The sequence below is a fragment of the Mesorhizobium sp. WSM4813 genome (assembly GCF_055811555.1).
In genome coordinates this window covers 66782-93674 of sequence record NZ_JBVVQU010000026.1, presented here as the reverse complement: position 1 = coordinate 93674, position 26893 = coordinate 66782, and the positions used below count along the sequence as shown (strand labels likewise).

Sequence of the window (26893 nt, the reverse complement as noted above, 5' to 3'; positions counted from 1 at the left end):
CTTCTTACTATCCTCAATGCAATCGTCAGGGACCAAAAACCATGGCAAACAGCTTGACTTCCAAGACAGTCGCTCTGCCCTGCCGGGCATCTCCCCCACGAGGGGGGAGATTGGCGGTTTCGGCCTCGCTCAATACGGCCCAACCCTGTTCTCCGAAAGCTTCGACCTCAGCCACCTCACGAACGCGTCCAGCACCGGGTGGCTCGCCTTCGCATGCTCTGAAACCAGAAAGTACGACCGCGGCGAACTGATTGCGATGTCGAATGGGCGCACCAGCCGACCTTCGCTCAGCGCCCGGCGGCTGGTGAGTTCGTCGCCCATGGCGATGCCCTGGCCGGCGATGGCGGCCGAAAAGACCAGGTTCATGTCGGAAAAGAAAATGCCGCCCTCGGTGTCGGGATTCTCGACCTTCGACAGCGCCAGCCAGCGCGCCCAGTCCTCGGTGTCGCCGAGATGCAGGAGATTGGCGCGCAGCACGTCGGCCGGCTTGGAAAAGCCGCCGATCTTGTTGAGCAGCGTCGGGCTGCACAGCGGCGTGAAGGAGATTTCGCACAACAGCTCGACCGCGCGGTTCGGCCAATTGCCGACGCCGAAGGCGATGAAGGCGTCGGCCTCGGCATTGCTGACATCGTCCAGCCGTCGCGGCGTCAGGATACGCAGCGCAACATCGGGGTACATCTGCCGGAATTCGCCTATGTGCGTGCACAGGAACAGCGAGGCGAAGCCCGGCGTGCAGCTGACGCTGAACGAGCCGCCGACGCCGGTGCCGGCATGGCGCGTTACCGCATCGCCGAGCACCGTCAGCGCCTTGCGCACGTCACTGGCATAGCGCTGGCCGCGCGGCGTCAACGCCACGCCCTTGCCGATGCGCTCGAGGAGATCGAAGCCGAGATCGCGTTCGAGCAGGCGAAGCTGATGGCTGACGGCGCTGCGGGTCAGATGCAGTTCGTCGGCGGCGCGCCAGACGCTGCCGTGACGGGCAAAACTGTCGAGGGCGCGCAGCGCCTGCGTCGATGGAATTCTCAAGAGGTGAACCGAATTTGCATGAGCCGGGAAAACATATCACTTTTTGGCGGGGCGCTTCACTGCTTTCTTTCACGCATGGAGGAACCGGTGACCACCTCGGCCCAAGCAACCGCGCTTGCCTGTCTCGACGATATCCAGCCGTCGCTGTCGGCGTGGACGCGGACGATCTTCGATTTCGGCGAGACCGCCTGGCGCGAGTACCAGTCGGCCGCCTGGTATGTCGAGCGGCTGAAATACGAAGGCTTTTCCGTCGAGGAAGGCTCCGGCGGCATGCCGACCGCCTTTTGCGCGCATTGGACCAACGGCGCCGGCCCGACGGTCGGCATGTATGCCGAATATGACGCGGTGCCCGGCAATTGCCAGGACGCAGCGACTGTGAAGCGCCCGCGTCCTGGCCTCGGCGAACAGGCCGGCGGCCACACCGATCCGCATTCCGGCCTCGGCATTGCCGGCCTTGGCGGGCTTTTGGCGACCAAGGTTGCGATGCAGCGCGACGGCATATCGGGCACGCTGCGCTTCACCGGCGAGCCGGCGGAGAAGGTGCGGGGGTCGAAGCCGATCCATGCGGCAAAAGGCTACTACGATGGCCTCGCCGGCATGATCTCCTTTCATCCCTTTTACATGCTGCCGCTCTGCAACACGGCGCGCTGGGATACGCATTGCGGCGCTGCCTATGCGATGATCTACCGCTTTGTGTGCGACGAACCCGAAAATTGGGTTCGCGCAAGCGATGGCGCGCCGATCCCGCAGGCGCATTCGGCGGCGAGGGCGCCCGGCGCCAACGACGCGCTCATAATGATGTACATGGCCTCCAAGGCGCTGCGCGATTCCATGCTGCCGCATCAGGGCGGCTGGTCGATCAGCGAGGCGATTCTGACGGCAGGGCAGGCGACCGCCGACAATCTGCCGGCGGGTCTGGCCGAGATCCAGTACATGATCCGCGTGCCGACGCTTGCCATGGCCGAGCAGGTGACCGCCGTGCTCGACCGCAATGCGGAAGCCGCCGCCAAAATGAGTGGCTGCCGTTATGAGCGGCACTGGGTGTCGAAGTCGCGGCCGGGGTTGGCTAACCACGCCATGGCAATGATTGCCTATGAAGCGCTGTCGACCGTCGGTCCGCCTTGCTGGAACGAGGCGGCAAAGGCCGTCGCGCGCGAAATCCAGGTCAATGCCGGCGGCACGGCGACCGACGAGCCGTTCATCGCCGAGTTGGAGCAGCTGATTGCGCCTGAGGAGGCGGAGGCGATCCTGCGCCGCGATTTGCCGCCGTCGCAGCTCAATTCGACCTCCGACGATTACACCGACATGTCGTGGCACACGCCGACGGCGCGGTTTTACGTCGCCCGGCCGGCGCTGCGGTCCGAAAACGGCCAGGCATATCCGTCCTGGGCAATGAACGCGCTGGGCGGCATTTCCGCCACGATCGATCCGATGGTTACCTGCGCGGCGAAGACGATTGCGCTGGCAGCACTTCGCCTGCTGGAAGACAAGGCTACCCGCGACGCGGCGATGGACGAATTCGTCGCCCGCACCGGCGGCGGCATCGGCGGCAGCAATTGGCTGGCGCCGCTTTGCGACTACGATCCGCCGATCCATTTCCGCTGGCCGGAATATGTCACCACCCCGCGCGGACGGGACTGGTGGATACCAAGCAACCCGCAAGCCGCGTGATCAAGCCAGGAGAACCCCATGACCGTCCATGACCGCATCGTCACCGAGCCGTTTTCGTTGCAGCGCCGCAATCCGGCCGGCGGCACCAAGCCGCTGACCGCCTGGGGCTTCGCCAACGAGACTGACGTCCTGACCGACGTGCTGCTCGGCTCGCCGAATTTCCTGCGTCATCTCTCGACCAGCTCGCTGTCGCGCAAGCATCTGCGCGAAGCGCCGTGCAACGTCCAGATCGCGCAGGCGCAGCACAAGGACCTGGTCGCCGCCTACGAGCATTTCGGCGTCAACATCCACTGGCACGAGCCGACGCCGGAACTGCCGATGCAGGTCTACTCGCGCGATTCCAGCGTCATGACGCCGTATGGCGCCATCATCACCGCGATGTCCCAATGGTGGCGGCGCGGCGAGAATTATGCGGCGATCCGCACCTATGAGAAGCTCGGCATCCCGATCTACGACATGGTCACCGCAGGCACTTTCGAAGGCGGGGACTTCAACGTCATCGAGGACGGCGTGGTGCTGATCGGCTGCGGCGGCGCCCGCACCCAGGAGGAGGGCGCCCGCCAGGTCCAGGCCTGGTTTGATAAGGAGGGCTGGGAAACCCGTATTGCCTACATCGACGAATATTATGTCCATATCGATCTGATGGTGGTGCCCATCGCCGAAAAACTCACCGCCGTCTGCCTCGCCTGCACGGAGCCGGGCATCGTCGACTGGCTGAAGGGCAAAGGCCACGAGATCATCGACGTGCCGTTCCAGGACACGATGGCACTGGGCTGCAACTTCATGTCGCTTGGCAAGGACAGGGTGATCGCGCCGACCTCCAGCCAGGCGCTGATCGGTCAGCTCAAGGCGCGCGGCTTCGAGGTGGCGGCGGTCGACATGAGCGAGATCTCGAAGACCGGCGGCGGCATCCACTGCATGGCGCAGGCGCTGAAGCGCGAGCCGGCCTGAAATCCCGAAAAGTGGATTCCGCCCACGAGAACGGCCACAGAGTTCGGCGTAGGTTAAATATCAAGCGTTGGCGCCGCCTGCCGGCACCTTCTCCCCGTATAGTGACGGGAGAAGGGAGACGGCCGCGACGTTGGCGCCCATCTTGCAACGCTGGCAGTTGGCGAAATCATTCGTGGCAGTGTCTTTCTTCCCGTCACTATACAGGGAGAAATGCCCGGCAGGGCAATGAGGGGCGGCGCCACGTACGAGAATACCTTTCGCCCGAGCTAAAACGTAATCTTCACCGAAGCGGCGCTGCGGTTGGCCGGCCCGTGAAAGACGGCCTCGATGTTGTTGCCGTCGGGATCAAGCAGGAAGGCGGCATAGTAGCCGGGATGGTAGGGCCGCTCGCCCGGTGCGCCATTGTCCGCGCCGCCGCCGTCGAGGCCGGCCTTGTAGAAGGCGTCGACCATCGCACGGTCCTTTGCCTGGAAGGCAAGGTGGTGGCGCCCCGTCAGTTGTCCGTTGGCCGCGCGGCTGTCGATGCTGGAGACGAACAGCTCGTCGGCCCAGAAATAATCCTCGGCGCTGCCGCCGATGGAAACATCGAGCACCGTGAAAACCGCCTCGTAGAAACGCCGGCTTGCCTTGAGATCCCTGACCACCAGCTGGACGTGGTCGATGAGACGGCCGCGATGAAGTTCCATGCCTCATAGCTCCCAATTGCCAGGTTGGAAATCTAGCTCAGGACGGTGCACGGTCAATGCAATGGAGCAATTGAGTGGCACGATTTCCTGACTGGATAAAAAATGCAACCGGATTGTAGGATTCGAAATGGCGCCATCGTCCTTCGGACGCAAGCGGCGTGAAGCTCGAAAGAAGTCGCGCCGTGTCCAAACGATCTCGGGAGAAAAATATGAGCCTTTCCTATCGTTGGGTCATCGTCGCGGCTGGCGCCCTGATGACCTGTGTCGCCCTCGGGGCGATGTTCTCGCTGGCGATCTTCCTCGAACCGATGGCACTCGACACAGATTGGTCGCGCGCCGGCATATCGAGCGCGATGACGCTGAACTTCCTGGTAATGGGCCTCGGCGGCTTCGCCTGGGGCGCCATTTACGATCGCTACGGCGCCCGCATCGTGGTGATGACAGGTGCGTTGCTGCTCGGGCTGGCGCTGGTGCTGGCCAGCAGCACCGGCTCGCTGCTTGTCTTCCAGATCACCTATGGCGTGCTTGTCGGCCTCGCGGCAAGCGCCTTCTTCGCGCCGATGATCGCGCTGACCGCCGCTTGGTTCGACACCAATCGCAGCTTGGCCGTTTCCCTGGTCTCGGCGGGCATGGGCGTGGCGCCGATGACGATCTCGCCCTTCGCGCAATGGCTGATCACGGCCTATGACTGGCGCACCGCCATGTTCGTCATCGGCGTCGCGGCATGGGCGCTGCTGGCGCCGGCCGCGCTGCTGGTGCGCCAGCCGCCCAAGCCGGCCGCTAACGACGCCGCCTCCGATCTTGCCGCCAACGATACCGGCATGTCGGTTCCGCAAGCGTTGCGCTCGCCGCAATTCATCGTTCTGGCACTGACCTTCTTTGCCTGCTGCGCGGCGCATTCCGGGCCAATCTTCCACATGGTAAGCTATGCGATGCTGTGCGGCATAGCGCCGATGGCGGCGGTCAGCATCTACAGCATCGAGGGCCTGGCGGGGCTGGGCGGCAGGCTTCTATACGGCGTGCTTGCCGACCGGCTGGGGGTCAAGCCGGTGCTGATTACGGGTCTGGCGATACAGTCCGTGGTCATCGCAGCCTATCTTGCCGTCAGTGAGCTTGGTCAATTCTACACGCTCGCCGTCATCTTCGGCGCCACCTATGGCGGCGTGATGCCGCTTTATGCGGTGCTGGCGCGCGAATATTTCGGCCAGCGCATCCTCGGCACGGTGTTTGGTGCTGTAACCATGCTGTCCAGCATCGGCATGGCCTTCGGCCCGCTCGCCGGCGGCATGGTGTTCGATGCCTATGCCAGCTATTCCTGGCTGTTCATCGGCTCGGCCCTTGTCGGGCTCGGCGCGGTGGCGGTGGCGATCGCCTTCCCGCGGCTGCCGCGCAGGGAGTTGCAACTGGCGTAAGGCTGGCGGAGAGAGGACGCGGGGGTCGAAAGCGGACATCGACTATGTCAGCTTTCGACCCCTATCCGGTCATTCCGGCGGCGAAACAGCGTCTTGATAGCCGACATTCCGCGGACCAGCGATCATGACCCAAAACTTCCATCTGTTCGCGTCATCGAAGGTGCTAGTGCTGCGTTACCAGAGGGAGCGCAGCATGCCGAATCATCCTGCTATCGACATTCCGGTCATCGAGACGCCGCGCGCCATATTGCGCGGGCACCGGCTTGACGATTTCGACGATTATGCCGCCATGTGCCGATCCGGCCGTGATCCGCTTCATCGGCGGGGAGCCGCGACTTCGCGAAGATAGCTGGATACGTTTTCTGCGCCATGGCGGCATATGGGCCATGCTAGGCTTCGGCTTCTGGGCGGTCGAGGAAAAAGCCACCGGCCGCTTCATCGGCGAGGCCGGTTTTCACGATCTGAAACGCGACATGAAGCCGTCCATCGAAGGCGTGCCGGAAGCCGGCTGGGGGCTGATCGCGGCCAGGCATGGCCAGGGATTCGCGACCGAGATCGTCAAGGCGGTGCATGGCTGGGGCGACGCCCGGTTCAATGGAGCGAAGACGGTGTGCATCGTCGATCCGGCTCCGTAAGCGTCGCCCTGAAATGCGGTTATCGCGAGGGTAACCAGAACGAGCTACAAGGGGTCGCCGACAATCCTGTTCGAACGCGAACGGACAACCGCCTAACTTGCGGCTGTCGAAACCGGTGCGCTTACCGCCGCGGGGGCATAGACCATGGTAGACTCGCCGCGCCCCTTTACGGTGATCTCGCGCAGCGGGGTCAGCGGAATCCTGTCTGACACCAGTTCGGCGGTCGCCTGGCCGATCACCAGCGGAACGCCGAGATCCTTCGAGGCGCCCTCCAGCCGCGATGCCAGATTGACCGCGTCGCCGAGCGCCGAATAGTCGAAGCGCTGCTCCGATCCGACATTGCCGACGACGCATTGCCCGGTGTTGACGCCGATGCCGATGCGCAGCGCAATCGGCGTTTCGCCGCGTATTTCGGCCTCCGCCTGCAATTGCGCGTTCAGCCGATCTAGCGCGGCGAGCATTTCCAGGCTGGCCTCCACCGCATGGATGGCGTGGTCTGGATCGTCCAGCGGCGCGTTCCAGAACGCCATCAGGCAGTCGCCGATATATTTGTCGATGGTGCCGCCATGCGCCATCACGACGTCGGAAAGCGGCGTCAGCAGCCGGTTGATCAGCGTTGTCAGCCGCTCGGGATCGCCCTTCATCGCCTCTGCGATGGTGGTGAAGCCGCGAATGTCGCTAAAGAGAATGGTCAGCGTGCGGACCTCGCCGCCAAGACGAAGCTGCGTCGGGTCGCGCGCCAGGCGTTCCACCAGGGCCGGCGACAGATATTGCGAGAAGGCGCGCGTTATGCCGCGCCTAAGCTTCCGCTCCGCCGCAAAATCGCGCGCCGCCTGCGCGCTTGCGACAAGAGTAAAGGCAAGCGCTGGCGCCAGCGGCGCGACGAAGACACGGCCGTAGCGCAGCGCCATATAGCTGCCGGCGAGGAGCGCCAGCACGGCAACTACAGCGCCGGCCAGGGTCTTCCATCCGGTCGACTTCCAGACGGCAAGAACGCCAATGCCCGCGCCAAGCAGGATCGAGAGAATTGCCGCCCATGCCGGGGGGCGCGCGATGAACAGCTGATGCGCCAGATTGTCGAACACCGTCGCCTGGATCTCGACGCCGGAAACGAGCCTGCCGGTGCGGATGGTGAACGGCGAGGCGTGGACGTCGGCGCCGCCCTGCGACAGCGTCGGCGCGTTCTGCAGGCTGAGCCCGACCATGACGATGCGGCCGCGGAAAAAATTCTCCGGCAGGAAACTGTCGGGATCGAGCGCCTGATAGTAGGAGACGGTCGGATATGTGCGAGACGGGCCGAAGGCCTGCAGCAGCGCGTTTCGCGGTACAGTGGCCTGCCGGCCGGCGGTGTTCAGAAGCTTTGCCGCAAAGCCGTCGCCATAGCCCGGCACGCGCCGCAGGATGCCGTCGCCGTCGGGCGCGATTGAGGCGATACCGGTTGCGGCGCCCGTCGCGGTGAAAATGGCCAGCGGCTCGACCCGGACATGCTGGGCGGCCTGCTCGGTCTCGATGAACGTCTCGTCGCCGGCCAGAACCACGTCCGGGCCAAGGCTCTTGACCAACGCTTCGTCCGCGGCCGGCGTCGACGGCTCGGCAAAGATGATGTCGAGCCCGACGGCTTTCGCTCCAGCACGGCGCAGAGCCTCGACGAGCCGCCCGTGAAGATCGCGCGGCCATGGCCATTGCAGGCCGATCTCGGCAAGCGAGGGCTCGTCGATGGCGACAATGACCGGCCGGTCATCGGGCGGGGGCGGCGGCGAAATGGTCGAGAGATAATCGAAAGCGCGCGCCTCGACGAGCTTCCATGGCGTGAGCAGGGACAGACCAGCAACCAGCAGCACGGCGAGGACCGCGATCGCAAGAATGCCGTTGCGGCGGGAGGGGGTTCCGGGCGCGGAAGCGCCAAGGCCCTTCCACCACGGCCCGCCTGCAAACATCAGAACCGGACCTTCAGCGAACCTACGATGCTGCGGCCCCAGCCGGGGGTGAACGATGCGACCTGAAAATCCTCGTCGAACAGATTGTACGCGGCAATTTCGAGTTCAAATCGTTTGTCGAAAGGTTCCCAGGTCAGGAAGGCATCCGTCGACCAGTAGGATTCGAGCACAGTCCCCGCCGCATCGCCGGTGCGTGAGCCGACATAAGTTTCGGCCAGCGTGACCTTGATGTTGGACGGGTGAACCCAGGTCAGGCCAAACCGCGCGGACGTTTCGGGGACAAAGGGCAGCGGGCCGCCGAAGCCTGGACTTGTCGGATCTTCGTTCTCTGAATCGGCGTAGGCAAAGGTCGCGAACGCGCCGAAGCCGTTGCCGATCCAGACGTTGGCCGTGGCGCTGATCCGGTCGAGCCGGCCCTCGCTGAGATCGATTGTGGCGGCGGAAGCCGGAACGCCGATCGAAAGTTTCTCGAATTCCTGATGCTGGTAATCGACGGCCGTAAAAAGGCGGCTGTTCCACTCGGCGTCCCAGCGCGCGGCAAACGTGTCCGAAAAGCCGTCGACAGCTAGAGAATTCTGATTAGATTGCAGGCCGAGTATTCCGACCGGCGCCAAGGTCGCCGACGTTATGAACGAGCCTTCGCGCAGGAACCCGGCGCGTAGGTAGTGGCCTTCGAAAGGCGTCCAGGCGACACCGAGGCGAGGCTCCAGGCGTTGTTCATCAATCGTGCCGCCGTCGAGATAAGTGCCGAATAGGGCTCCCTCCACTTTGAGATTGGGGTTGAACTCGTAGACGGCGTCGAAATAGACGCGCCCAATGGCGACATCGACTGCCGTAGTGGATTCGGATATGATTGTGTCCGGGATAAAAGGAAACACGAAAGAAAACGTTTCGTCTTTTGAGACTTCCAATAGTCCGCCCTCACCTCCGTATCGGAGAGTCAAGTCACCGGTTCCGTAGATGTGATTGAATGCGGCGAGATAGGATTGCTGGCTGGTCTCACTCTCCAGAATGAATCCTGTTTCCCCGAAGCCGATTTCCTCCAAGCGGGTTCTGTTGCTTCGATCCGTAATGTCGGTCGCAAACAGCGCCGCGCTGGCAACGTTCTGGTAACCAAATGTATGGCTCCAGGCGACCCCGGCGTTGCCGGTTCGGGTGTCGCCGGTGTCGGCATACGTTCCTCCTAGCGGCAGAACGGTAGGGTCCAGCACTGTGCTTAGGTCGAACTCGAAATCCTTGACATCGATATACGCCACAACCCGGTCATTCGGCGTCGGCTTCATGGCCATGTAGCCTGTGCCGGTGATCGACCGGTCCTCGAGATCGAACTGGCCGGTCGCTGGATCATCGCCGCGACGCGTGTCGGTCTCCAAACCGTAGATCCTGCCGTAGAAGCTCCAGGGAAAGGGAGCTGCTTGATACCCTTGGGTTTCGATTTCGCTGTTCCAACCCAGATCGCCGTCATCGGCGACAAAACCCCCGCCGACGGTGGTTTCGATGAAAGGTCGCCGGAGGATGTTGGCGCTCCTCTGGCGGCCGGCCAGCATTTGCGGGTCGAGCATCAAGCCTTGGAAAAACGATGAGAAGCTGGTTGTATTAGTGCCCGGTTCCGTCGGCACGTCGCCGAAACGCAGATTGTTGACGAAGGGATTTATGCTACCGGCAAGCGCCTGGTCGACATAGCCGGAGCCGGTGAAGGGATCGAAAACCGCGTCGCCGTAGTAGCGGCCCCAGGCGTTGAGATTGAGTAGCCGGAACGCGTCGTTCAACGTCGAGCCGGTTTCGCGATTGGCGCTGAGCGCGGCATAGTCGCCGCCGCGCGCTCTGGTGCGCTTCAGCGCTTCCTGTGCGCTGGCGATCGCCTTGTCGGCTTCGTACTCGTCGATTGCAACCGCCGTGCGGAAGGATGAAATCACCGGATCGTTCGGATCAAGGCGGTCGGCGTTTTCGATAGCCTGTTCGGCGGGTCCCGGCTCGCCGGCTTCGTAATAGGCGACGGCAAGCAGCAGCAATCCATTGGAATAGGCCGGATTGGCGGTCGTGCCGGCGAGCAGGTCGTCACGCGCTTTGTCCAGTTCGCCGGTCTGCAGATAGTAGCGGCCGCGCGCAACCAGCCCGATGTCGAACGCCGGATCGACTGCGAGCGCCGTGTCGATTTCGGCCTTCGCTTCGGCCGTGCGGTCCTGCTCGAGATAGATGATGGCGAGGTTGGCGTGGGGGACAGGATCTTTCGGGTCGAGTTCGATAGCGCGCTTCAGCGCCGCCTCCGCCTCGCGAGTGGCGCCGCGCGCGCTCTGAACGAGGCCGAGAGCGTTCCAGCTCGCCGAGCCGGGCGCCAGCTCCACCGCGCGCTCGAGGTCGGCAAGCGCGCCTTCAAGATCGCTCTTGATTCCGGCCCGATAACCGGCGCGTGCTTGGAGCGCGATCAAATTATCCGGGTCGAGCGACAAAGCGCGATCGATTGCCGCTTCCACCTGTTCGCGGTCGTCGAGCAGGAACGCAATTTGTGCCCTGAGGGCGGGCAGCGTCGGATCACCGGGATAGCGCCGTTCGGCTCTTTCGAGAACGGCAATTGCAGCTTTGAGGTCGACCAGAAATCCGGCCGTCAGAGCCTCGGCGATGGCCGCGGCGACGCCGGCATCCGCATTAACCGGCGGAGCTTCGACATGGCTGGGGTCAGCCAGCGAGCGCGCATAGTAGCCGCCATAGCGCGCCATGACACGCCGGCTGGGATCGAGATGCGGCGCCGTGCGTTCGAACAGATGCGCCGCCTCGGCATAGCGCTGTTCGGCGCCGGCGATCAACGCGTCGATCAGATCGAGCCGGGCTTCCTGCGCGCGCGTCAGCGGGAATTGTCGCGCCTGCCTGGCCGCGTCGCGCGCCGCTTCCCGCCCTTCAAAGTCAAGATTAACCTCGGCCAATGTCACCCAGTCCTCGGCGGATCGGGACGACGGCTCCATCGCCTTTATCCTGGCGCGCGCCTTGCGCATGTCCAGGCTCGACAATGCCGATGCTGGCAGGACGGTGAAAGCGTCGCGCAAGGAGTAGTAGAACAGCATCTGCTCGCGGTCGTCCGAATCGACGATGACAACCTTCGTCGGCGCCGAGCCGATGGTGGCCGCCGCGGCTTCGCCTTCGGCGACGCTGACCGAGCCGAATTCGTTGGCGAGTTCTACCGTGCCTTCCAGCACGATCAGCGAGGTGCGGCCGTTGCCGTCGACAGTCATCGTCCAGTCGGTGCCGCGGATGGCGGCGGCGGCGGCGGGCGTGTCGATGGTCAGCCCTTCGCCGCCGCGCTCTGCTCGCGCCCAGATGGTGCCGCTCTCCAGCTTGAACTCGGTGTCGGACGCCGCGCCGATCTTTTTGACCAGGAGCGTCGTATTGCGGCCAAGCCGCATCTGGGTGCGGTCGGCAAACAGCACTGCTAGGCTGCCGGTGGCGTTGGTGCGCAGATAGTCGCCGGGGACGACGTCCTGCCTGAGATCGACCACCTGCCAAGAGGCGAATTCTAGGAAGCGCACTTCCTCGCCCGATTTGCGGGCAATGACCGACCCGGCCGCCGGCTGGTTGCGCGGCACGACATCGGCCGCGGCCGGCTGGATGCCGACGAGCGCCGTCAACAACAGCGAAAAACTTACCGGCCCCCGCATCGCAGTTCTGAAGCGCCCCCTCTTCGAACGGCTTTATGACGGTTCATTCATCGAACTGTCAAATACTCCGTTGCAGCAGGTCGCCGAATACGGCAAACGTTGCTGCCCGGACACACAGCATCGGAAAACAGGCGAAAAAAAGAATGGCTGCTTCAACGAAAAAAGCTGGCGGTTGTTGGCAGCCAGGAGGTCGGCTCGGCAAGGGGAAGAGATTACCTTGATCATCCCGGCGGATAGCGGAAAGGTCGACGAAGCGGTCGATCGCTCTGAGCAGGTGATCCGCCGGCACATGCCGCTCCAGGCTGAAGCCTTAGAACAGCTCCTCCTGCATCACACTTTGCTCGCCCATCATCGACTCAATCTCCTCTTACGACGAAGATTGAATCAGTGCTCCAGGACTGCTGCAACCCGGACTTTTTCGACACAATCGACCCCCCAGTCCCGAGGCGTCCCGTGGCAACTATAGGAGCCATGTAAAGTCTCTGAGCAGGACCTTGATTAGCAATCGATCATGCTGCGGTGCAGCGCGTTCGCGTCCAAATGCCGATTGCCGGCAGGCCGAGGTTCAAACGCAAAATTGCCGAAAACAAAGCAAATTCAGGCGTTTTCCGCGTATTTTCCCGCTATCCCTCACGCGACTATTTCAAGCGCGTTAACATTTTGTGTTGCGGCGCAACATTTTTTTCCTATCCTCGCCTGGGGCACTGGGCATTCGATTGCGTGAAGAACTGGCGTGAGGATCCCATAAATGCAGCAGGCAAAGCGAGTCTTGGTGACTGGGGGCGCAGGTTTTCTGGGATCGTTCTTATGCGAGCGGTTGCTTGCTGAAGGCCACGAGGTTGTGTGCGTCGACAATTTCTTCACCGGAAGTCGGAGAAACGTCTCGCATTTGCTCGACCATAGATCCTTTGAGATCATTCGCCACGACGTGACATTTCCGCTCTACATAGAAGTTGATGAAATATACAACCTTGCTTGCCCGGCAAGCCCCGTTCACTACCAGTTCGATCCGGTCCAGACGACAAAGACCAATGTCCATGGGGCGATCAACATGCTGGGGCTCGCCAAGCGGGTTCGCGCAAAGATCCTTCAGGCGTCCACGTCTGAAGTCTACGGCGATCCCGAGGTTCACCCGCAGACCGAGGACTATTGGGGCAGGGTAAACCCGGTAGGCCCCCGTTCCTGTTATGACGAAGGCAAGCGGTGTGCCGAAACCCTGTTTTTCGACTATTGGCGGCAGCACAGGCTGCGGATCAAGGTAGCGCGCATCTTCAACACTTACGGTCCGAGAATGCGCCCGGACGATGGCCGTGTCATCTCCAACTTCATCGTGCAGGCACTGCAAAACAAGCCGATAACTGTGTACGGCACCGGCGAGCAGACACGCTCATTTTGCTACGTCGACGATCTCATCGACGGTCTGGTTCGCCTGATGAACACGGCCGACGATGTTACCGGCCCGATCAATCTCGGCAACCCGGTCGAATTCACGATGCTCGAACTCGCCAATCTGATGATCGAGCTTACCGGAAGCCGATCCAAGATCAGGTTTTTACCTTTGCCCGTCGATGACCCAAGGCAGCGACAGCCCGATATCGGGTGCGCCCTGCGCGAGCTCAATTGGAAGCCAAGAATCGCATTGCGCGATGGTCTCGCCAAGACCATTGCCTATTTCGATGAATTGGTCTCATCGGGATATGCCCACTCCGCTGCAGCCGAATGAAAACAGTCCTGGTCACTGGCGGGGCGGGCTATATCGGCTCACACTGTTGCAAGGCATTCGCCGGCGCCGGTTGGTCAGTCATTGCGTACGACAACCTCTCGCGCGGCTGGCGCGACGCGGTCAAATGGGGGCCGCTTGTCGAGGGCGATGTTTGCGACGGCGCAGCGGTGGCAGCAGCGCTGCGCCGGTATCGGCCGGATGTGGTGGCGCATTTCGCCGCTTACGCCTATGTCGGCGAGTCCGTCGAGCGCCCGGAACTCTACTACCGAAATAACAGTTTTGGGACGCTGGTCTTGCTTGAGGAAATGCTGAAGGCCGGCGTCGACAAGCTGATCTTTTCGAGCACCTGCGCGTCTTACGGCGTTCCCGTTCGTTCTCCGATCGACGAAACGCACCCGCAATCGCCTATCAATCCCTATGGGTGGTCGAAATTCGTCATAGAACGAATGGTGGACAATCTTTCCGATGCCCATGGCCTCAACGCGATTGTGCTGCGGTATTTCAACGCGGCCGGATGTGATCCCGACGGCGAGGTCGGTGAGCGGCATGAACCGGAAACGCATGTCATTCCGCTCGCTATCGAGGCGGCGCTCAGGTCGGGCCGGATTTTTACCGTTAATGGCACCGACTTCGACACAAGGGACGGAACCGCGGTGCGGGACTATGTCCACATCACCGATCTAGCCCGTGCGCACGTTCTGGCAGGGGAGAAGCTTCTCAGCGATCCGGGAGTCCACGTCTACAATCTCGGCACCGGAACCGGAACGACGGTGAACGAGTTGGTCGATGCTGTGAACCGGGCTTCGGGAACGCGCCTCCCTGTGGCCTATGGTCCGCGCAGGGCAGGCGACCCGCCTGCGCTTGTGGCCGCGGCCGGCAAGGCGGCCCGGGAACTCGGCTGGACGCCTGAGCAGTCCGGAATCGACCGGATCGTCGAAACGGCGCTGGCCTGGTATCGCCGCCGGTTGTGACGATCTTTTTTGCGGAAGAGCGCTACCGCTTGGTCAACAAACGGTCGAGAGCGGCGGCGACTGCGGCAACCAAGAAATTTTCCTCTATTCGTTTTCGCGATGCCCGACCGAGGCGTTCCCGCAAGCCTGGATGCTCCTTCAGTCTTTGCAGCGCGCGCGCGATTTCAGCGTTGCGGTCGCGCGGTCAACGAATTCAACTACATCGAAGATTCATTCGCCAGGGACGTCACTCCACGCGCCTTCAATCAACCTTAAGCAACTGGGCAGAATGCGACAGTCGCACAATCCCGTGCTCTTTCAGATATGGCCAATAGGAGTCGTTGACTGTTGCTGCAACAACGTCGAACGTTAGCAGGTTCTCGCTTGCGAGGTCCGGGTCATCCTCTCCCCACGCATAGAGAGCCGCTCCAGCGCTATAAGTGCCTGGCAACAATCCCAGCGATCGCACGCTGAATACGACCGTGGCCTCCCCAACTATGTCAAATTGGCCAACACCTTCCGCGAGGCTTTCGAGCACAGAGATCAAGTTGCCTTCCTGATCAAAAATCTGGATATGAACCACGCTGCGGTGAAACGAATTCTTCGCGCCCAGCTTCAGCACAAAATCGTAATCGCCGCCAAACTTGAGTTGGCTGCATCGCTCGCGCGTACCCGGATACACAATAGCCACCTGCATCCAGAGGTCATCATCGCCAACGCGCTCGGAACCGTTGTTGGTCGCGGCGGTGTTCGACAGGTACGCATCGATGATCGATGATGCCTCGCCGAAATCCTTCAGAAGGCCGCGGTCCAGATAAATCGCTTTTGTGCAATGCTGACGAACCATGGCCATGTTGTGGCTCACGAACAGCACGGTCCGACCTTCACCCGCGACGTTCTTCATCGTGCCGATACATTTCCTTTGAAATTCAGCATCGCCGACAGCAAGCACCTCGTCGACGACGAGAATCTCGGGCTCCAGATGAGCAGCGATCGCAAAGGCAAGCCGAACATACATGCCGGACGAATAACGCTTGACCGGCGTTTCGAGAAAGCTGCCGATATCGGCAAATTTGATGATCCGGTCTAGCTTACGCGTGATCTCGGCCTTGCTCATGCCGAGGATCGCGCCGTTGAGGTAGATGTTCTCGATCCCGTCGAGATCCGGATGGAACCCGGCCCCTACCTCGAGCAAGCTTCCGATCCGGCCTCGCATCACTGCCTCGCCCTCATCCGGAGCCGTGATCGAGGTCAAAACCTTGAGCAGCGTGGTCTTTCCCGAGCCGTTGCGTCCGATGATACCGCACACGGTGCCAGTCGGAACGGAAAAAGTGATGTCCTTGATGGCGAAAAATTCGTTGAGGGAAGCTTCGACTTCCCGTGAGCGCAAACGCGCGACAAGTTGTTCGACCTCCTCACGCAATGAGCGCACGCCGATCGCGCCGCGCCGGTAGCGCTTGGAAAGTCCTCGAACCTCAACGGCTGGCAATTCTGTCATCGATCAAGCCGTAACATTTGCGGTTCGACCGCCGGGTTGTCCGCGGTCAGGCCGTCCTTCACGACGCGCGCCGTGACAACGATAGGGTAGGCGGTATCCCGGACTTCGAGCTTCTGGTCAGAAACTTCTTCCTTGGCGAGCCCCTGGAGAAAACAAACTGCCGCAAAGACGTTGCCGTGCGTTTCGAGCGCCATATTCGCCGTGTCGAAGGATTTCGCAAGCAACTTCGCCAACGCCGCCTGCGTCAATGACCAAAACCACGTGCTGCCCCACTCGCCGCGATCGACCGGGGTGATGCCAGGAACAGTTAGCAGCAGCACGCCCCCGGGCTTGAGCGCTTCGGCCAGTGCAGCGACCGCGGCCGACATGTCGAAGATCAGATGAAGAGTTTGCGTGAGGATGATGCAGTCGAAGGCGTTTGACGGCAGGACTCCGGGCTGCGACAGGTCGCCTATGATGGTCGCGTTTGGATCATCGGGATCAACATGCAGCACGTCGCTCTTGACGACATGAGCACCGCCAAATTGCATCGTGTAGCTGTTGTCGCCGATTTCCAGCACACGGCCATGTATGTCGGCCGCATTCGATTGTAGGAAATTCTCGATATAGTACCGATCTATCGGCTTGCCGCGGTCATATCCAAACGTGCGGCTCATCGGCACCGTGCGTGCGAAATCCCCAAACCGCACCGAACCGACGAGCGGAGCCCGCCAATCGGCGCCGGAAGCTCCGAGCAGCCGTTGCACATGCCTGCCGACCTTGCGCTTTATCCTGAATGCCGCCGTTTGCAGCGTGATCGGCGGCGACATCTGCAATGCCTGCCTCAACATGCGAATCGCTTTGGCGGGTTCGGTGCGGATCACGCGCAAGGCCTCAGTAGTCAGCTCTCCGGTATAGTAGGTCTTCCAGAACCGCCTACCATCGCGGACTGCAAGACGCACGTCGTCGTCAACCGGACCTGCCAACTGCTTGTCAAGCGCCGACAATGCTGCAGCGAGCATCATCGATCGATTGTTCGACATGTTGTCGCCGTGCATCCGATACTCGGCGACGACATCGTCGTGCGTTATGATCGAACCGCGCCGGGCAATTCGCAAGAACAGCTCATAGTCTTCGCAGGACCGCATCGAAGCGTCGAACCCGCCCATGGCCGCGAGCCTCTCCCGCCGATAAACCACGGTCGCATGCATCGCAATGAAGTTTCCCGTCCGCAGTAACTGAAGATAGGGATCTTCAACAAGCGCGGTGTGATGCTTGTCTGACTCGATCGCACCGCTTTCATTGATGAAGCGATGAGCTCCGTAAGCGAGAACCGCGTCTGGATTCGCAACCAGCATTCGCACGCCCGTCTCAACAGCATTCGGAAGGAGACGATCATCCGCGTCCAGAAAGATGATGTAATCGGATCTGGAAGCGTCCAGTCCGGTGTTTCGGGCGGCCGCGAGCCCGCAATTGTCCTGGCTGATCAGGCGCACGCCTGGATGACGTTCGACAACCGATGCCGGATCGTCGGTGGATCCGTCGTCGACGACAATAATTTCATCTATCGGCCGGCTTTGACGAAGACAGCTCCGAATGGCTTCCTCAAGAAAGCGCGTGTGGTTGTAAGTTGTTATGACGACCGCGGTCATGAAACAGCCAATTCTCCTTAGCTTCGCAGAGAGGCAACGGGCCGCTGTTCGCTAACCGGAAATTGAACGCGACCTCAGGCGTAACAAACAGGATGTTTGGCACAGAATAATGGACACTCGTCAGTTTTTAGCACGTAGCCCCCAGAGAGGCGATGCGACTTATCATTCACGTAAAACGGTGTCGGCCGCGATCCAATCCACGCCACCGGTCCCGCCACTACTTCCGTGCTCTCCTCAGCAGCCTGAACACCTTCGACAGGATACGGCGTGGCGTCAGCCGCCGAGCGAACCGGCGTCCGGCGTCGATGGCAAGGTCAAACCTATCGCGGAGTGTCAGCGGCCGACGCTGGGCTGGATAGCGCGCAAATGCGAAGCGGAGCGCCCGCTGCAACTTCGGCGTCATCAATCCCGAGGCCGACGCATGCATCTCGATCCATTCGAGGAAGCCAATGCGAGCAGCATGCGGGCGCAGTCGATCGTAGATGCCGGAAGCAGTTGCCTTGGCCGATGTCGAATCGAGGTGCTGCCTGTATCGGCCGGTGGGCGTGGATGTCACGAACACCGGATAGCGTAAGAGCAGCTTTACTAAAAGGGTCTGGTCTTCGTAGAGTTCGAACGCCTCATCGAAGCCGCCCACCGCGACCAATGCTTCGCGGTGAACCATGATCGAGCAGATGCACGGCACATGGGCCCGCTGGCGCACGATGACCTGGTCGAGCAGGTCGGGAGGCATGTGCAGACGGTTCGATTGGCGTGGCATCGAGTCGGTCCAGTTCCTGTGCGGCTCATCGGGGAACCACCACAGGGTCGGTCCGTAAAGGAGCTTGATGCGAGGATGCGCATCAAAGATCGCAAGTTCCGTTTCGAATTTTTCCGGCTCAAATATATCGTCACCATCCAGGAACGTGAAGAACATGCCCGACGCAGCCGCGATTCCGGCATTGCGCGCCGCAGCGGCGCCGCGACGCTGGCCGTCCGATGGAATGAAACGGATTCGCGGATCTGCGGTTGCTGCAGCCACCGCGATTGCAGCGCTCCCGTCGAATGATCCGTCGTCAATGAGGAGCATTTCCCAGTCGGAGAAGGTTTGCGCGCGCACGCTTTCGATCGCGGCCGGAAGAAACCGCTCGACATTGAGGAAAGGCGTGATGACGGAGATCAATGGCATCGGCGTCGTGCCCATTGTGCAGAATGCGCGGCGGCCGATGAAAGGCGACCTTCACTCTCTACGGGGCCGCAAGGGCTGTCATTTCTCTTCACAGCATGTCCATGGCCGTCCGTTCGACGCGTTGAAAGATCACGACGCCGATGAACAGCACGACCGAGGTCGTGACAAGCGCTGCAGCGATTTGTGGCGCACCGACTGCCGAGGTGCCGAAGAAGCACCAGCGCCCTTCGTCAATTATGACAGCCAGCGGATTCAGAAATCCGGTCAGCGTCCGGTACTGCTGGGGAATAGCCGAAAAAGGAAAGATGATCGGCGTCACGAACAGCCAGATCTGAATCAAGAACGGTGTCATATGAGCTGTATCGCGGTACTTCGCGGTTGACGCTCCTAGACAAAGCCCAACAGCCAACGCGAATGCCGCGACCTGGATGATCACCAGCGGAAAGAACGCCAGGCGCCACGATAGCCCGTCCACTTTTCCTGTCAGCTGGTACCAGAGCAAGAAGGCCAATGCGACGCCAAGCTGGATCGCCAGCGCCACACTGTTCGACAGCAGCGACGACACGGGAACGACGAGTCGCGGGAAGTAGATCTTGCTGAAAAGATGACCGTTCGCAATGAAGACCTGGCTCGCGGTGGAGACGACTTGGGAAAAATACGACCACAGCACCAGCGCTGTCAGATAAAAGATTGGCGCGGGATGGCCGCCGGTTGAAATGCCCGCGATACCGCTGATGACGGTGGTCAAGGCTGCGGTAAGCGCCAGGGGCTGCAGGATCAGCCAAGCCGGACCAAGCAAGGTCTGCTTGTAGCGGACTTTGATGTCGCGCATCGCGAACAGGAGCAGCAGATCGCGATAGCGCCACAGGTGCCAGACATCGAGGTCAAACCAGCCGCGTCGAGGGCTGATAATGGTAGTCTGCTGTGCGTTCATCAGAACAGATGATCCTCGATTTGTCGCAAGAATTCATCCCCTGACCAGTTGTCGACATACAATCGAGGTAAACGCAGCACGTCTGCCTCGGGCGCAACGCACCCGGCGCGTGTCGTGCATGCGAACTCAAATCCCGCTTCCCTGACGGCAGATACCGACAGAGCGTCATGGTCTCCGAATGGATATGCAAAAGAGAGAACGGGCTTTCCTGTCATTTGCTCACAGGCCGAACGGCCGTCGACGATCTCGCGAAGCTGAGTCGCGTAGGAATGGGCGGGAAGCGTGGGATGACTGACAGTATGACCGCCGATCCTTATCAGGTCGTCACTGATGTCACCAACCTCCTCGGGAGTCATAATACAGTGCTCCGGTCTGGCGTCGAGACCAACACCTGCCCATTTCGCAATGGCTTCGACGTGTGCGTTCTGCCGCTTGTACGGCAGCGTTCGGAGCGCCGACCACACCTCCCGGTAGACTTTGTCACGGCCGGCCTGATCCACCAGCTTCGGGATAGGCCAGTGATGCCAGGCTCCCTCGATGGTGATGTCGAGTTGGTCAGGCAGTTCAGGCGTCTCAAGAAAAATGCGCGTCAGCGCATCCCACCAGAATTCCCTGCCGCTTCCTATTGCTCCCGTCGCAACAAACAGCGTCATCTGGCAGTCGTGACGCTGCAGGATAGGGCGAGCATTGCTGTAGACGTCGTGATAGCCGTCGTCAAACGTGACAACCGCAAGCGGTTTGCCCGGCTTTCCCCGTGCGATGACATCAAACAGCTCATGCAAATGCACCACCCGCCGGGTCCGCGTCAGCGCTTCGATTTGCTCGTCGAACCTCGCCGGATGGACGGCTAGCCTCCACGGATCGACGGCGATATCTGCAACACGATGGTACATTAATATGATGGGAGCACGGGCCAGGCGTCGACGCCGCACCAGCCGACCAAGCTGCAGGAGAACGCGCGGGATCACCGTCGGTCTCCCGCCGCGGGAACCATAAAAACCACGCTTATGTCCGATCGCGGGTGCCATCCCCATCGGCAAAAGCGCAATACATGTGAGCGTTCATGGCAATAAGACCACGAGGCCATGGGCACGGATGTGAGTGAATGAAAGGGAGCATGAAGGCATCACAAGTTTGGGCGGATTGGAACCAGCATATTGGCACATGTCGCCGCCGAAAGTGCGAAAGAACGGGCGAATTCTCAGACGTCGAAGTCGCTAGGGAGAGGCGCGGCTTGATACTATCCTGCTCGAGTATGTTAGCATTTAGGCCGGTGGCGCTCCCTTTTCTTTCATTCGCCATCAAAAGCAGGTTTTTTTCGATATGCAACCCGCCGTTTCGGTCATCATTCCGGCTTACAATGCGGAAGAAACTATCCGAAACACGATCCAGTCGGCCGCCTCACAAACTTTCAAACAGCTGGAGATCATAGTGGTCGATGACGGGTCGACCGACCGGACCGCTGAGATCGTCGAGACATTTGCAATAAGTGATCCGCGTATTTCTCTTCTGAGACAGCAGAACCAAGGTGTTGCTGTGGCCAGAAACCTGGCAATTCATGCGGCGAAGGGTGAATTTATCGCGCCGCTCGATGCGGATGATGTGTGGCACCCGACAAAGCTGGAGAAGCAGCACAACCTCATTCAGCCGCGGCCGTCTCTCGGCCTTGTCTACGCATGGTATCGGGTCATCGATGATGATGATCTGGTGATCGAATGCTCCCCGCCAACTCTCGCTCGCGGGGACGTTCACAATTGGCTGCTGGTCGAGAATTTTATCGGCAATGCAAGTTCACCGCTAATCAGGCGATCAGTTCTTACGGCAACCGGGGGATACGACCCGTCGCTCAGAGCCGCAGGGGCGCAAGGAGCCGAAGACTTGCAGATGCAGCTCAACATTGCCGCGATCTGCGATTATGATGTCGTTCCCGAGTATCTGATTGGTTACCGGCGATCACCATCTTCTATGTCGACCAAGTATGTCGTCATGCTGACATCGCACCGGATCGTCCTTGAAACAGTCCGCACGCGACATCCCAGGCTAGCGTCTTTCTTGTTTCGTTGGTCCGATGGCGTGGCCTCAGCGTATTACGGCACCGAAGCCGCCCGCACGTCGCCAGGCGCGGCCATCGCTCCGCTTGTCCACGCAACACGGATCGATCCGGCCGCGCTGTTTCATGTCTTCGCAAAGCCGTTCGCACAGAACCTGTGGCGGCGACTGCGTCGCTTTGTGCCGAGACTGCTTGCCGTTAAACAGCGCATGGTTCCGACTTCACCGCATTCCATCTGTACCTCCAGGCGTTTTTTCGACGTCGATCCGACCTACATCTGCCAGCCAGTTCCTCCGGAGTGGCTTCGAAGGCGTGTCCAGGTGGCCCTCAAGGCGCCGACGCCGCGCCAACTTCGCGAGTCAGGTCCGAGGAGTATTGATCCGTCCGCTCTCGTCGAAGACGGCGCTTAAGGTCTCAGATCACGAGGAGACCCGTGGCGGAAGAGCCGGTGCAAGCGCGCGAACAGGAATACGCTCACATTCACCAGATAGTCTCTTCATAAAGTGGACGGAACTCGGCGTTCTTGTTGCGCATCCGTTTCACCCCAACCTTGATCCAGCGAGGAACCAACCTGGCCCTGCAGTAGATGTCCACCATATTGGGCAGGCGAGAAATCGCCGTGCGCGGATCCAGGACGAAGAGTCTTTTCGACAGGGCGCAGGCCGAGTAAAGCTGCCCGCCGATCAAAGCTCTTACCGCAAGCCAATGAATCATGTCGACCAGATGGGCGTCGAGATCGTTGCCGAACTGCGGATATTTTTCGCGATACTCGGCAAGGACGAATTCACAGGAACGAAGCATCTGCATGACATCGCTCGACATGTTGACGTTCGTCATCCGGTAACCCACGAGGTGCTGAGGCACGACGCGGAATTCGTAACTTTCCGCTACTCTGAGGCACATAAGAAGGTCCTCGCAGCCTTGTGCATTCCTGGCCCTCAGGGAAGGATCGAATTGTCCCGCCCGCTCGAATGCGGAGCGACGCAGCAGCATCGAACTTCCGTTGCCGACAAAATTCATTCTGCACATTCGTTGCAGAACGCGGCCATCGGCATCGGGTCGGTATAGTGAGAATACCCGGCCGTTCTCGTCGATTTGCGCAAACCAGCAATATGCCAGGCCCGCGGAAGAACCGCCTTCCTGCAGGGCGCGCAGTTGCAGTGCGATCTTGGAAGGGGCCCAGAGATCATCCGCGTCAACAAACGCCAGAAACTCGGCATCGGTAGAGGCCGCACCGCTGTTGCGGGCCTGCGCAACGCCGGCGTTCGATTGCCTGATCAGGCGTATACGCCGGTCTTTCTCCGCATAGGAGGCGACGATCGAGGCGGACTTGTCCGTCGACCCGTCATCCACCACGACAATGTCCAGCGCCTGATGGTCCTGCTGGCAAATGCTGGTCAAGGTGGCGCGAATGGTGCGTTCGGCATTGAACATCGGCACCACGACGCCGACCGTGGCATTGTCCTGGATCATTGGAGCCTTCGGTTTCTCTGCAAGAGCCAGTAATCAACGGATGGCGCCAGCATTGCAATCAGCACCGCTCTTCGATGATCGGGGCGAATTCGAGGCAAATGAGGTCGGTCATTCAGCCTGGCCTGTCGTAGCTGCCGGATTCAGAGCGTGACGAAGCAACGCCAAATCCGAAAAAAGACACAAGGAACGGTTGCGTAACGCTGCCTTATTAGACTTTACTGAACAAGCCGGTCAACTGGCACAGCGCGACGCGGATCGGCAGCCGCCCGCACGCCGGCCTGGCGTGCGAGAGGCCGTGCTGCTCTTCGTTAATAATGATTCTCGGTGATTGGCAGCGACACTATGCCCACTGGGGAACGGGTGATCCGCGGAGGCTGCGTCGAGATCGGCGATGCCAGGGATCTGCCGTTCACGATCAAGCGGTCGCCGGACCGCGAGCGGCTTGCATCAGATGTTTATCCCGGCGGTTTTGTCCTGGGCTGCAACATGACGATGCACCGCGATTGCGCGATCTGTATCGGGCTTTTCGACGAGCTGTTCGGACCCCGGACCACGTCGGGACAGGAAGGTCGTCACTTGGCCCGGCGCGAGAAGTTTGCAGCCGCAGCCTTGCCCTGTCGTATCGGTCGCCTACTCCCCTCCGGATCGGATGCCTCCGTGCGATCCGGAGTGGAGACGTTTCCGACGAGCGATGCGAGTTCAGCCTCGCTGAGCGTCTCGATTTCGAGCAGCTTGCGCGCCGTCTTTTCCAGCAGATCACGCCGCTCGTTGAGGAGCCCGACGGTTCGCGCGAAAGCTGCGTCGACGATGCTGCGAACTTCCTCGTCGATAGCCTCGGCGGTGGCCTCGCCGTAATCGTGCTCGCGCGGACCGCCGGCGAGTGGGTTGGGGCTCAGGAAGGAGCGCTGGTCCTTTTCCAGCGCCACATGGCCGAGCTTTTCCGACATGCCGTAACGCGTGACCATGGCGCGGGCGATATCGGTCACTTTGGCTAGGTCATCCGCGGCTCCCGTCGACAAATGCCCGAACACGATCCACTCGGCCGCCCTGCCGCCGAGCAGAACCGCCATCTTGTTCTCCAGTTCCTGGCGCGTCATGAGGAAACGGTCCTCGGTCGGCCGCTGGATCGTATAGCCCAACGCGCCGACGCCGCGCGGGATGATCGATACTTTGTGCACGGGATCCACCCCGGGCAGCGCCATGGCTACCAACGCATGGCCCATTTCGTGATAGGCGACGACCTCGCGTTCCCTTGGGTTCAACAGCCGGTTGCGCTTCTCGAGTCCCGCCACGATACGCTCGACCGCATTGTTGAAATCGTCCATCGTGACGACATCCGCCCTCCGGCGCGTGGCAAGCAGGGTGGCCTCGTTGACGAGATTGGCGAGGTCGGCGCCGGTAAAACCCGGCGTCAGCGCGGCAACTTTCTCCGCATCGACATCCGGTGCTAGCTTCGCCTTCTTCATGTGGACTTGGAGTATCTGGACGCGACCTTGCTTGTCCGGCCGATCGACCAGCACCTGCCGATCGAAACGGCCGGCGCGAAGAAGTGCTGGGTCAAGGATTTCCGGGCGGTTCGTGGCCGCGAGCAGCACGACGCCGATCTTCGGATCGAAACCGTCGAGCTCGACCAGGAGCTGGTTAAGCGTCTGCTCCTTTTCGTCGTGGCCACCCATCATCGGGCCTGCACCGCGGGCGCGGCCCAGCGCGTCGAGCTCGTCGATGAAGATGATCGCCGGGGCTTTGGCGCGCGCCTGCTCGAACAGATCGCGCACACGGGCGGCGCCGACGCCCACGAACATCTCGACGAATTCTGAGCCCGAGATCGAGAAGAACGGTACTTTTGCCTCGCCTGCAACGGCTTTCGCGAGCAGCGTCTTGCCGGTGCCGGGCGGTCCGACCAGCAGCACGCCCTTGGGCATGCGCCCTCCAAGACGGCCATATTCCTGCGGGCTTTTCAAAAAATCCACGATCTCCTGCAGCTCGGCCTTGGCCTCATCGACACCCGCCACATCGTCGAACCTCACGCCGGTATTAGCCTCGACATAGACCCTGGCCTTGCTCCTGCCGATTTGCATCAAACCGCCCACGCCATCGCCCATGCGTCTCATCAGCAGCATCCACACGCCGAAGAAGACGAGTATCGGGACGACCCAAGAGAGCAGGTCGCTCAGGAAGGTGCTTTCGATCTGGCCAGTGACGGTAACGCCGTGTTCCTGCAGCTGCCGCGCGAGATTCGGCTCGACGCGCGTGGTAATGAATAGCGGCTTCCCGTCCTGCGGCTCCTTGAAGCGGCCCTGGATGAAGCGATCGGAAACCTGCACGTCGGCGATCTTGCCGTCGCGTAGCAGGGTCTCAAACTGGCTATAGGGAATCTGCGCGACCTGCTGCGTGGCGGTGTAGACATATTGGAAGATCATCAGCACCGCGAAGGCGGCGATCCAGTACCAGATATTGAACTGCGTCTTCCTGTTGCTCATGTCCATGGCGTCTCTCCAGCGTCATATCGATGTAGGTCGCCGAACCGCCACGGCATCCGGGTCAATGTGGCCGACGCACAAAAAAAAGGGTCCGGGACATCCGACAGGCCGCTTGAGAACGGATCGCGTCGGCCTGTTGTTCCCCGGAAACGGTCCAACGATCATTCTCGTATGCCGGGTTGTACATCAGGAAATCCGTCATGCGGGTGCTCCGCCGGATACACGCCCTTCAGCACGTCGTTGAAATGGTGGCTGACGGCCGCGTTGCACTCGCAAGCGAGCGATCGCAGCCTATCCACTTTGCGAATGGAAATCTGGCCGCGCCGCGTCTCAATAACCCCGCGCTGCGTCAGGTCCCGGATGACGCGGCTCAGATAGCTGCGACCGACCCCCAGCATGACGGCCAGCTGTTCCTGGGTCACCGTCATACTGTCGACTCCCGTCCGCTCGACCGCAGCCAACAGCCATCTCGCGGTGCGTTGTTCGATAGAATGCGCGGCGCCGCACGCGACTGACTGGAACACCTGGGCCATTAGGCAATCCGCGTAACGAGCGAACAGATGGCGCAACGTCAAAGAAATTGATTTGGCCTCCTCGAGGTGGTTCAGATCGATTCTGAAGAACAAGCCCCCCAACTGAACTTCTGCCCGCGTGTAAGCGGGGAGCCTGCCTTGGCTGACGATGCCGCCCACAGCGCCTTCACGTCCAACGAGCGCCGTCTCGATCGCACGCCCATCATTCAAAACGACGAGATACGAGATCAAGCTCGATCCGCGAGGGAAATAGGCGTAACGAACGGTATCGCCAGGTTCATGCAGCAAGGTCCCCGTTGGCGCCGACCAATGTTCGAGGTTCGGCCGCAATATCTTCCAGTCGTCGGTCCTGAGTGCCCAGAGCAGGTTGTTTCCGATCGGGTCTCGTTCCTGCTGATTTTCCATTGCGTCCCTTTCATTCAAAATTCTGGCCGCTCACAACGCGGAGCAGGGAGAAATGTTCACTAGTGCGCAGACGAGTCGAT

The 26893-nt window shown here is 60.9% G+C and carries 19 protein-coding genes and 2 pseudogenes; 9 read left to right on the top strand and 12 right to left on the bottom strand.

Annotated elements, in window-relative coordinates; translation table 11 throughout:
- Nucleotides 1-129: 129 nt before the first annotated feature.
- A complete protein-coding gene (locus AC0L25_RS17095; protein ID WP_473596584.1) occupies nucleotides 130-1026 on the bottom strand; it encodes a LysR substrate-binding domain-containing protein in 897 nt (298 codons plus the stop codon).
- Nucleotides 1027-1101: 75 nt separating this feature from the next.
- Between AC0L25_RS17095 and AC0L25_RS17090 the strand changes: the two genes are divergently transcribed.
- Both AC0L25_RS17090 and AC0L25_RS17085 read left to right on the top strand, forming a co-directional pair.
- Nucleotides 1102-2697, top strand: coding sequence for a zinc-binding metallopeptidase family protein (locus AC0L25_RS17090; protein WP_473596586.1), 1596 nt, complete (start codon nucleotides 1102-1104; stop codon nucleotides 2695-2697).
- 18 nt (nucleotides 2698-2715) lie between these two features.
- Entirely contained in the window at nucleotides 2716-3648 is a 933-nt protein-coding gene (locus AC0L25_RS17085; protein ID WP_473596583.1) for a dimethylarginine dimethylaminohydrolase family protein, read from the top strand.
- Nucleotides 3649-3914: 266 nt separating this feature from the next.
- Here the strand turns inward: AC0L25_RS17085 and AC0L25_RS17080 are convergent, their stop codons facing one another.
- Complete coding sequence (locus AC0L25_RS17080) at nucleotides 3915-4334, bottom strand: VOC family protein (RefSeq protein WP_473596582.1); 420 nt, start codon at nucleotides 4332-4334, stop codon at nucleotides 3915-3917.
- Between the two features lie 209 nt (nucleotides 4335-4543).
- Here AC0L25_RS17080 and AC0L25_RS17075 point away from each other — a divergent pair, with 209 nt between their 5' ends.
- Nucleotides 4544-5746, top strand: coding sequence for an MFS transporter (locus AC0L25_RS17075; protein ID WP_473596581.1), 1203 nt, complete (start codon nucleotides 4544-4546; stop codon nucleotides 5744-5746).
- Nucleotides 5747-5939: 193 nt separating this feature from the next.
- Nucleotides 5940-6477: pseudogene (locus AC0L25_RS17070) on the top strand (GNAT family N-acetyltransferase).
- Here AC0L25_RS17070 and AC0L25_RS17065 read toward each other — a convergent pair.
- Entirely contained in the window at nucleotides 6474-8318 is a 1845-nt protein-coding gene (locus tag AC0L25_RS17065; RefSeq protein ID WP_473596580.1) for a CHASE2 domain-containing protein, read from the bottom strand. The pseudogene AC0L25_RS17070 and the gene AC0L25_RS17065 sit on opposite strands and share 4 nt — an antisense overlap.
- Nucleotides 8318-11968: a FecR domain-containing protein gene (locus tag AC0L25_RS17060; protein WP_473596579.1), complete on the bottom strand. Its 3651-nt coding sequence runs from the start codon at nucleotides 11966-11968 to the stop codon at nucleotides 8318-8320. Before AC0L25_RS17060 ends, AC0L25_RS17065 begins: the two co-directional genes overlap by 1 nt.
- Between AC0L25_RS17060 and AC0L25_RS17055 the strand changes: the two genes are divergently transcribed.
- The 3 genes from AC0L25_RS17055 (at nucleotide 11862) to galE (ending at nucleotide 14662) form a co-directional block, all read left to right on the top strand.
- Nucleotides 11862-12434 (top strand): hypothetical protein, encoded by a 573-nt coding sequence (locus AC0L25_RS17055; RefSeq protein WP_473596587.1) that lies wholly within the window; start codon nucleotides 11862-11864, stop codon nucleotides 12432-12434. The two genes, AC0L25_RS17060 and AC0L25_RS17055, sit on opposite strands and share 107 nt — an antisense overlap.
- Before the next feature lie 282 nt (nucleotides 12435-12716).
- A complete protein-coding gene (locus AC0L25_RS17050) occupies nucleotides 12717-13691 on the top strand; it encodes a UDP-glucuronic acid decarboxylase family protein (protein WP_473596578.1) in 975 nt (324 codons plus the stop codon).
- Nucleotides 13688-14662 carry a UDP-glucose 4-epimerase GalE gene (galE, locus tag AC0L25_RS17045; RefSeq protein ID WP_473596577.1) on the top strand — a complete coding sequence of 325 codons (975 nt, stop codon included), beginning with the start codon at nucleotides 13688-13690 and terminating at the stop codon, nucleotides 14660-14662. Before AC0L25_RS17050 ends, galE begins: the two co-directional genes overlap by 4 nt.
- Before the next feature lie 241 nt (nucleotides 14663-14903).
- Here galE and AC0L25_RS17040 read toward each other — a convergent pair whose 3' ends face one another.
- From AC0L25_RS17040 to AC0L25_RS17020, 5 genes are all read right to left on the bottom strand, one after another.
- Nucleotides 14904-16139 carry an ABC transporter ATP-binding protein gene (locus tag AC0L25_RS17040; protein ID WP_473596576.1) on the bottom strand — a complete coding sequence of 412 codons (1236 nt, stop codon included), beginning with the start codon at nucleotides 16137-16139 and terminating at the stop codon, nucleotides 14904-14906.
- The gene (locus AC0L25_RS17035; protein WP_473596575.1) at nucleotides 16136-17770 is read right to left on the bottom strand and encodes a glycosyltransferase; all 1635 of its coding nucleotides are present in this window, start codon (nucleotides 17768-17770) and stop codon (nucleotides 16136-16138) included. Before AC0L25_RS17035 ends, AC0L25_RS17040 begins: the two co-directional genes overlap by 4 nt.
- 217 nt (nucleotides 17771-17987) lie before the next feature.
- Nucleotides 17988-18938: a glycosyltransferase family 2 protein gene (locus AC0L25_RS17030; protein ID WP_473596574.1), complete on the bottom strand. Its 951-nt coding sequence runs from the start codon at nucleotides 18936-18938 to the stop codon at nucleotides 17988-17990.
- An 88-nt stretch (nucleotides 18939-19026) separates the two neighbouring features.
- Nucleotides 19027-19872, bottom strand: coding sequence for an ABC transporter permease (locus AC0L25_RS17025; RefSeq protein ID WP_473596573.1), 846 nt, complete (start codon nucleotides 19870-19872; stop codon nucleotides 19027-19029).
- On the bottom strand, nucleotides 19872-20840 hold the full coding sequence (locus tag AC0L25_RS17020; protein WP_473596572.1) for a polysaccharide deacetylase family protein: 969 nt from the start codon (nucleotides 20838-20840) through the stop codon (nucleotides 19872-19874). The genes AC0L25_RS17025 and AC0L25_RS17020 overlap by 1 nt, the downstream gene beginning before the upstream one ends.
- Before the next feature lie 355 nt (nucleotides 20841-21195).
- On the opposite strand from AC0L25_RS17020, the gene AC0L25_RS17015 reads away from it, so the two are divergent.
- Entirely contained in the window at nucleotides 21196-22332 is a 1137-nt protein-coding gene (locus AC0L25_RS17015) for a glycosyltransferase family 2 protein (RefSeq protein ID WP_473596571.1), read from the top strand.
- 70 nt (nucleotides 22333-22402) lie between these two features.
- Here AC0L25_RS17015 and AC0L25_RS17010 read toward each other — a convergent pair whose 3' ends face one another.
- On the bottom strand, nucleotides 22403-23395 hold the full coding sequence (locus AC0L25_RS17010) for a glycosyltransferase family 2 protein (RefSeq protein ID WP_473596570.1): 993 nt from the start codon (nucleotides 23393-23395) through the stop codon (nucleotides 22403-22405).
- A gap of 320 nt (nucleotides 23396-23715) precedes the next feature.
- Here AC0L25_RS17010 and AC0L25_RS17005 point away from each other — a divergent pair.
- Nucleotides 23716-23938 (top strand): annotated as a pseudogene (locus AC0L25_RS17005) (glycosyltransferase family 2 protein); the annotation flags it as partial.
- A gap of 29 nt (nucleotides 23939-23967) precedes the next feature.
- Here AC0L25_RS17005 and ftsH read toward each other — a convergent pair.
- Nucleotides 23968-25881 (bottom strand): ATP-dependent zinc metalloprotease FtsH, encoded by a 1914-nt coding sequence (gene ftsH / locus AC0L25_RS17000; protein ID WP_473596569.1) that lies wholly within the window; start codon nucleotides 25879-25881, stop codon nucleotides 23968-23970.
- A gap of 155 nt (nucleotides 25882-26036) precedes the next feature.
- A complete protein-coding gene (locus AC0L25_RS16995) occupies nucleotides 26037-26813 on the bottom strand; it encodes a Crp/Fnr family transcriptional regulator (RefSeq protein ID WP_473596568.1) in 777 nt (258 codons plus the stop codon).
- Nucleotides 26814-26893 lie beyond the last annotated feature (80 nt).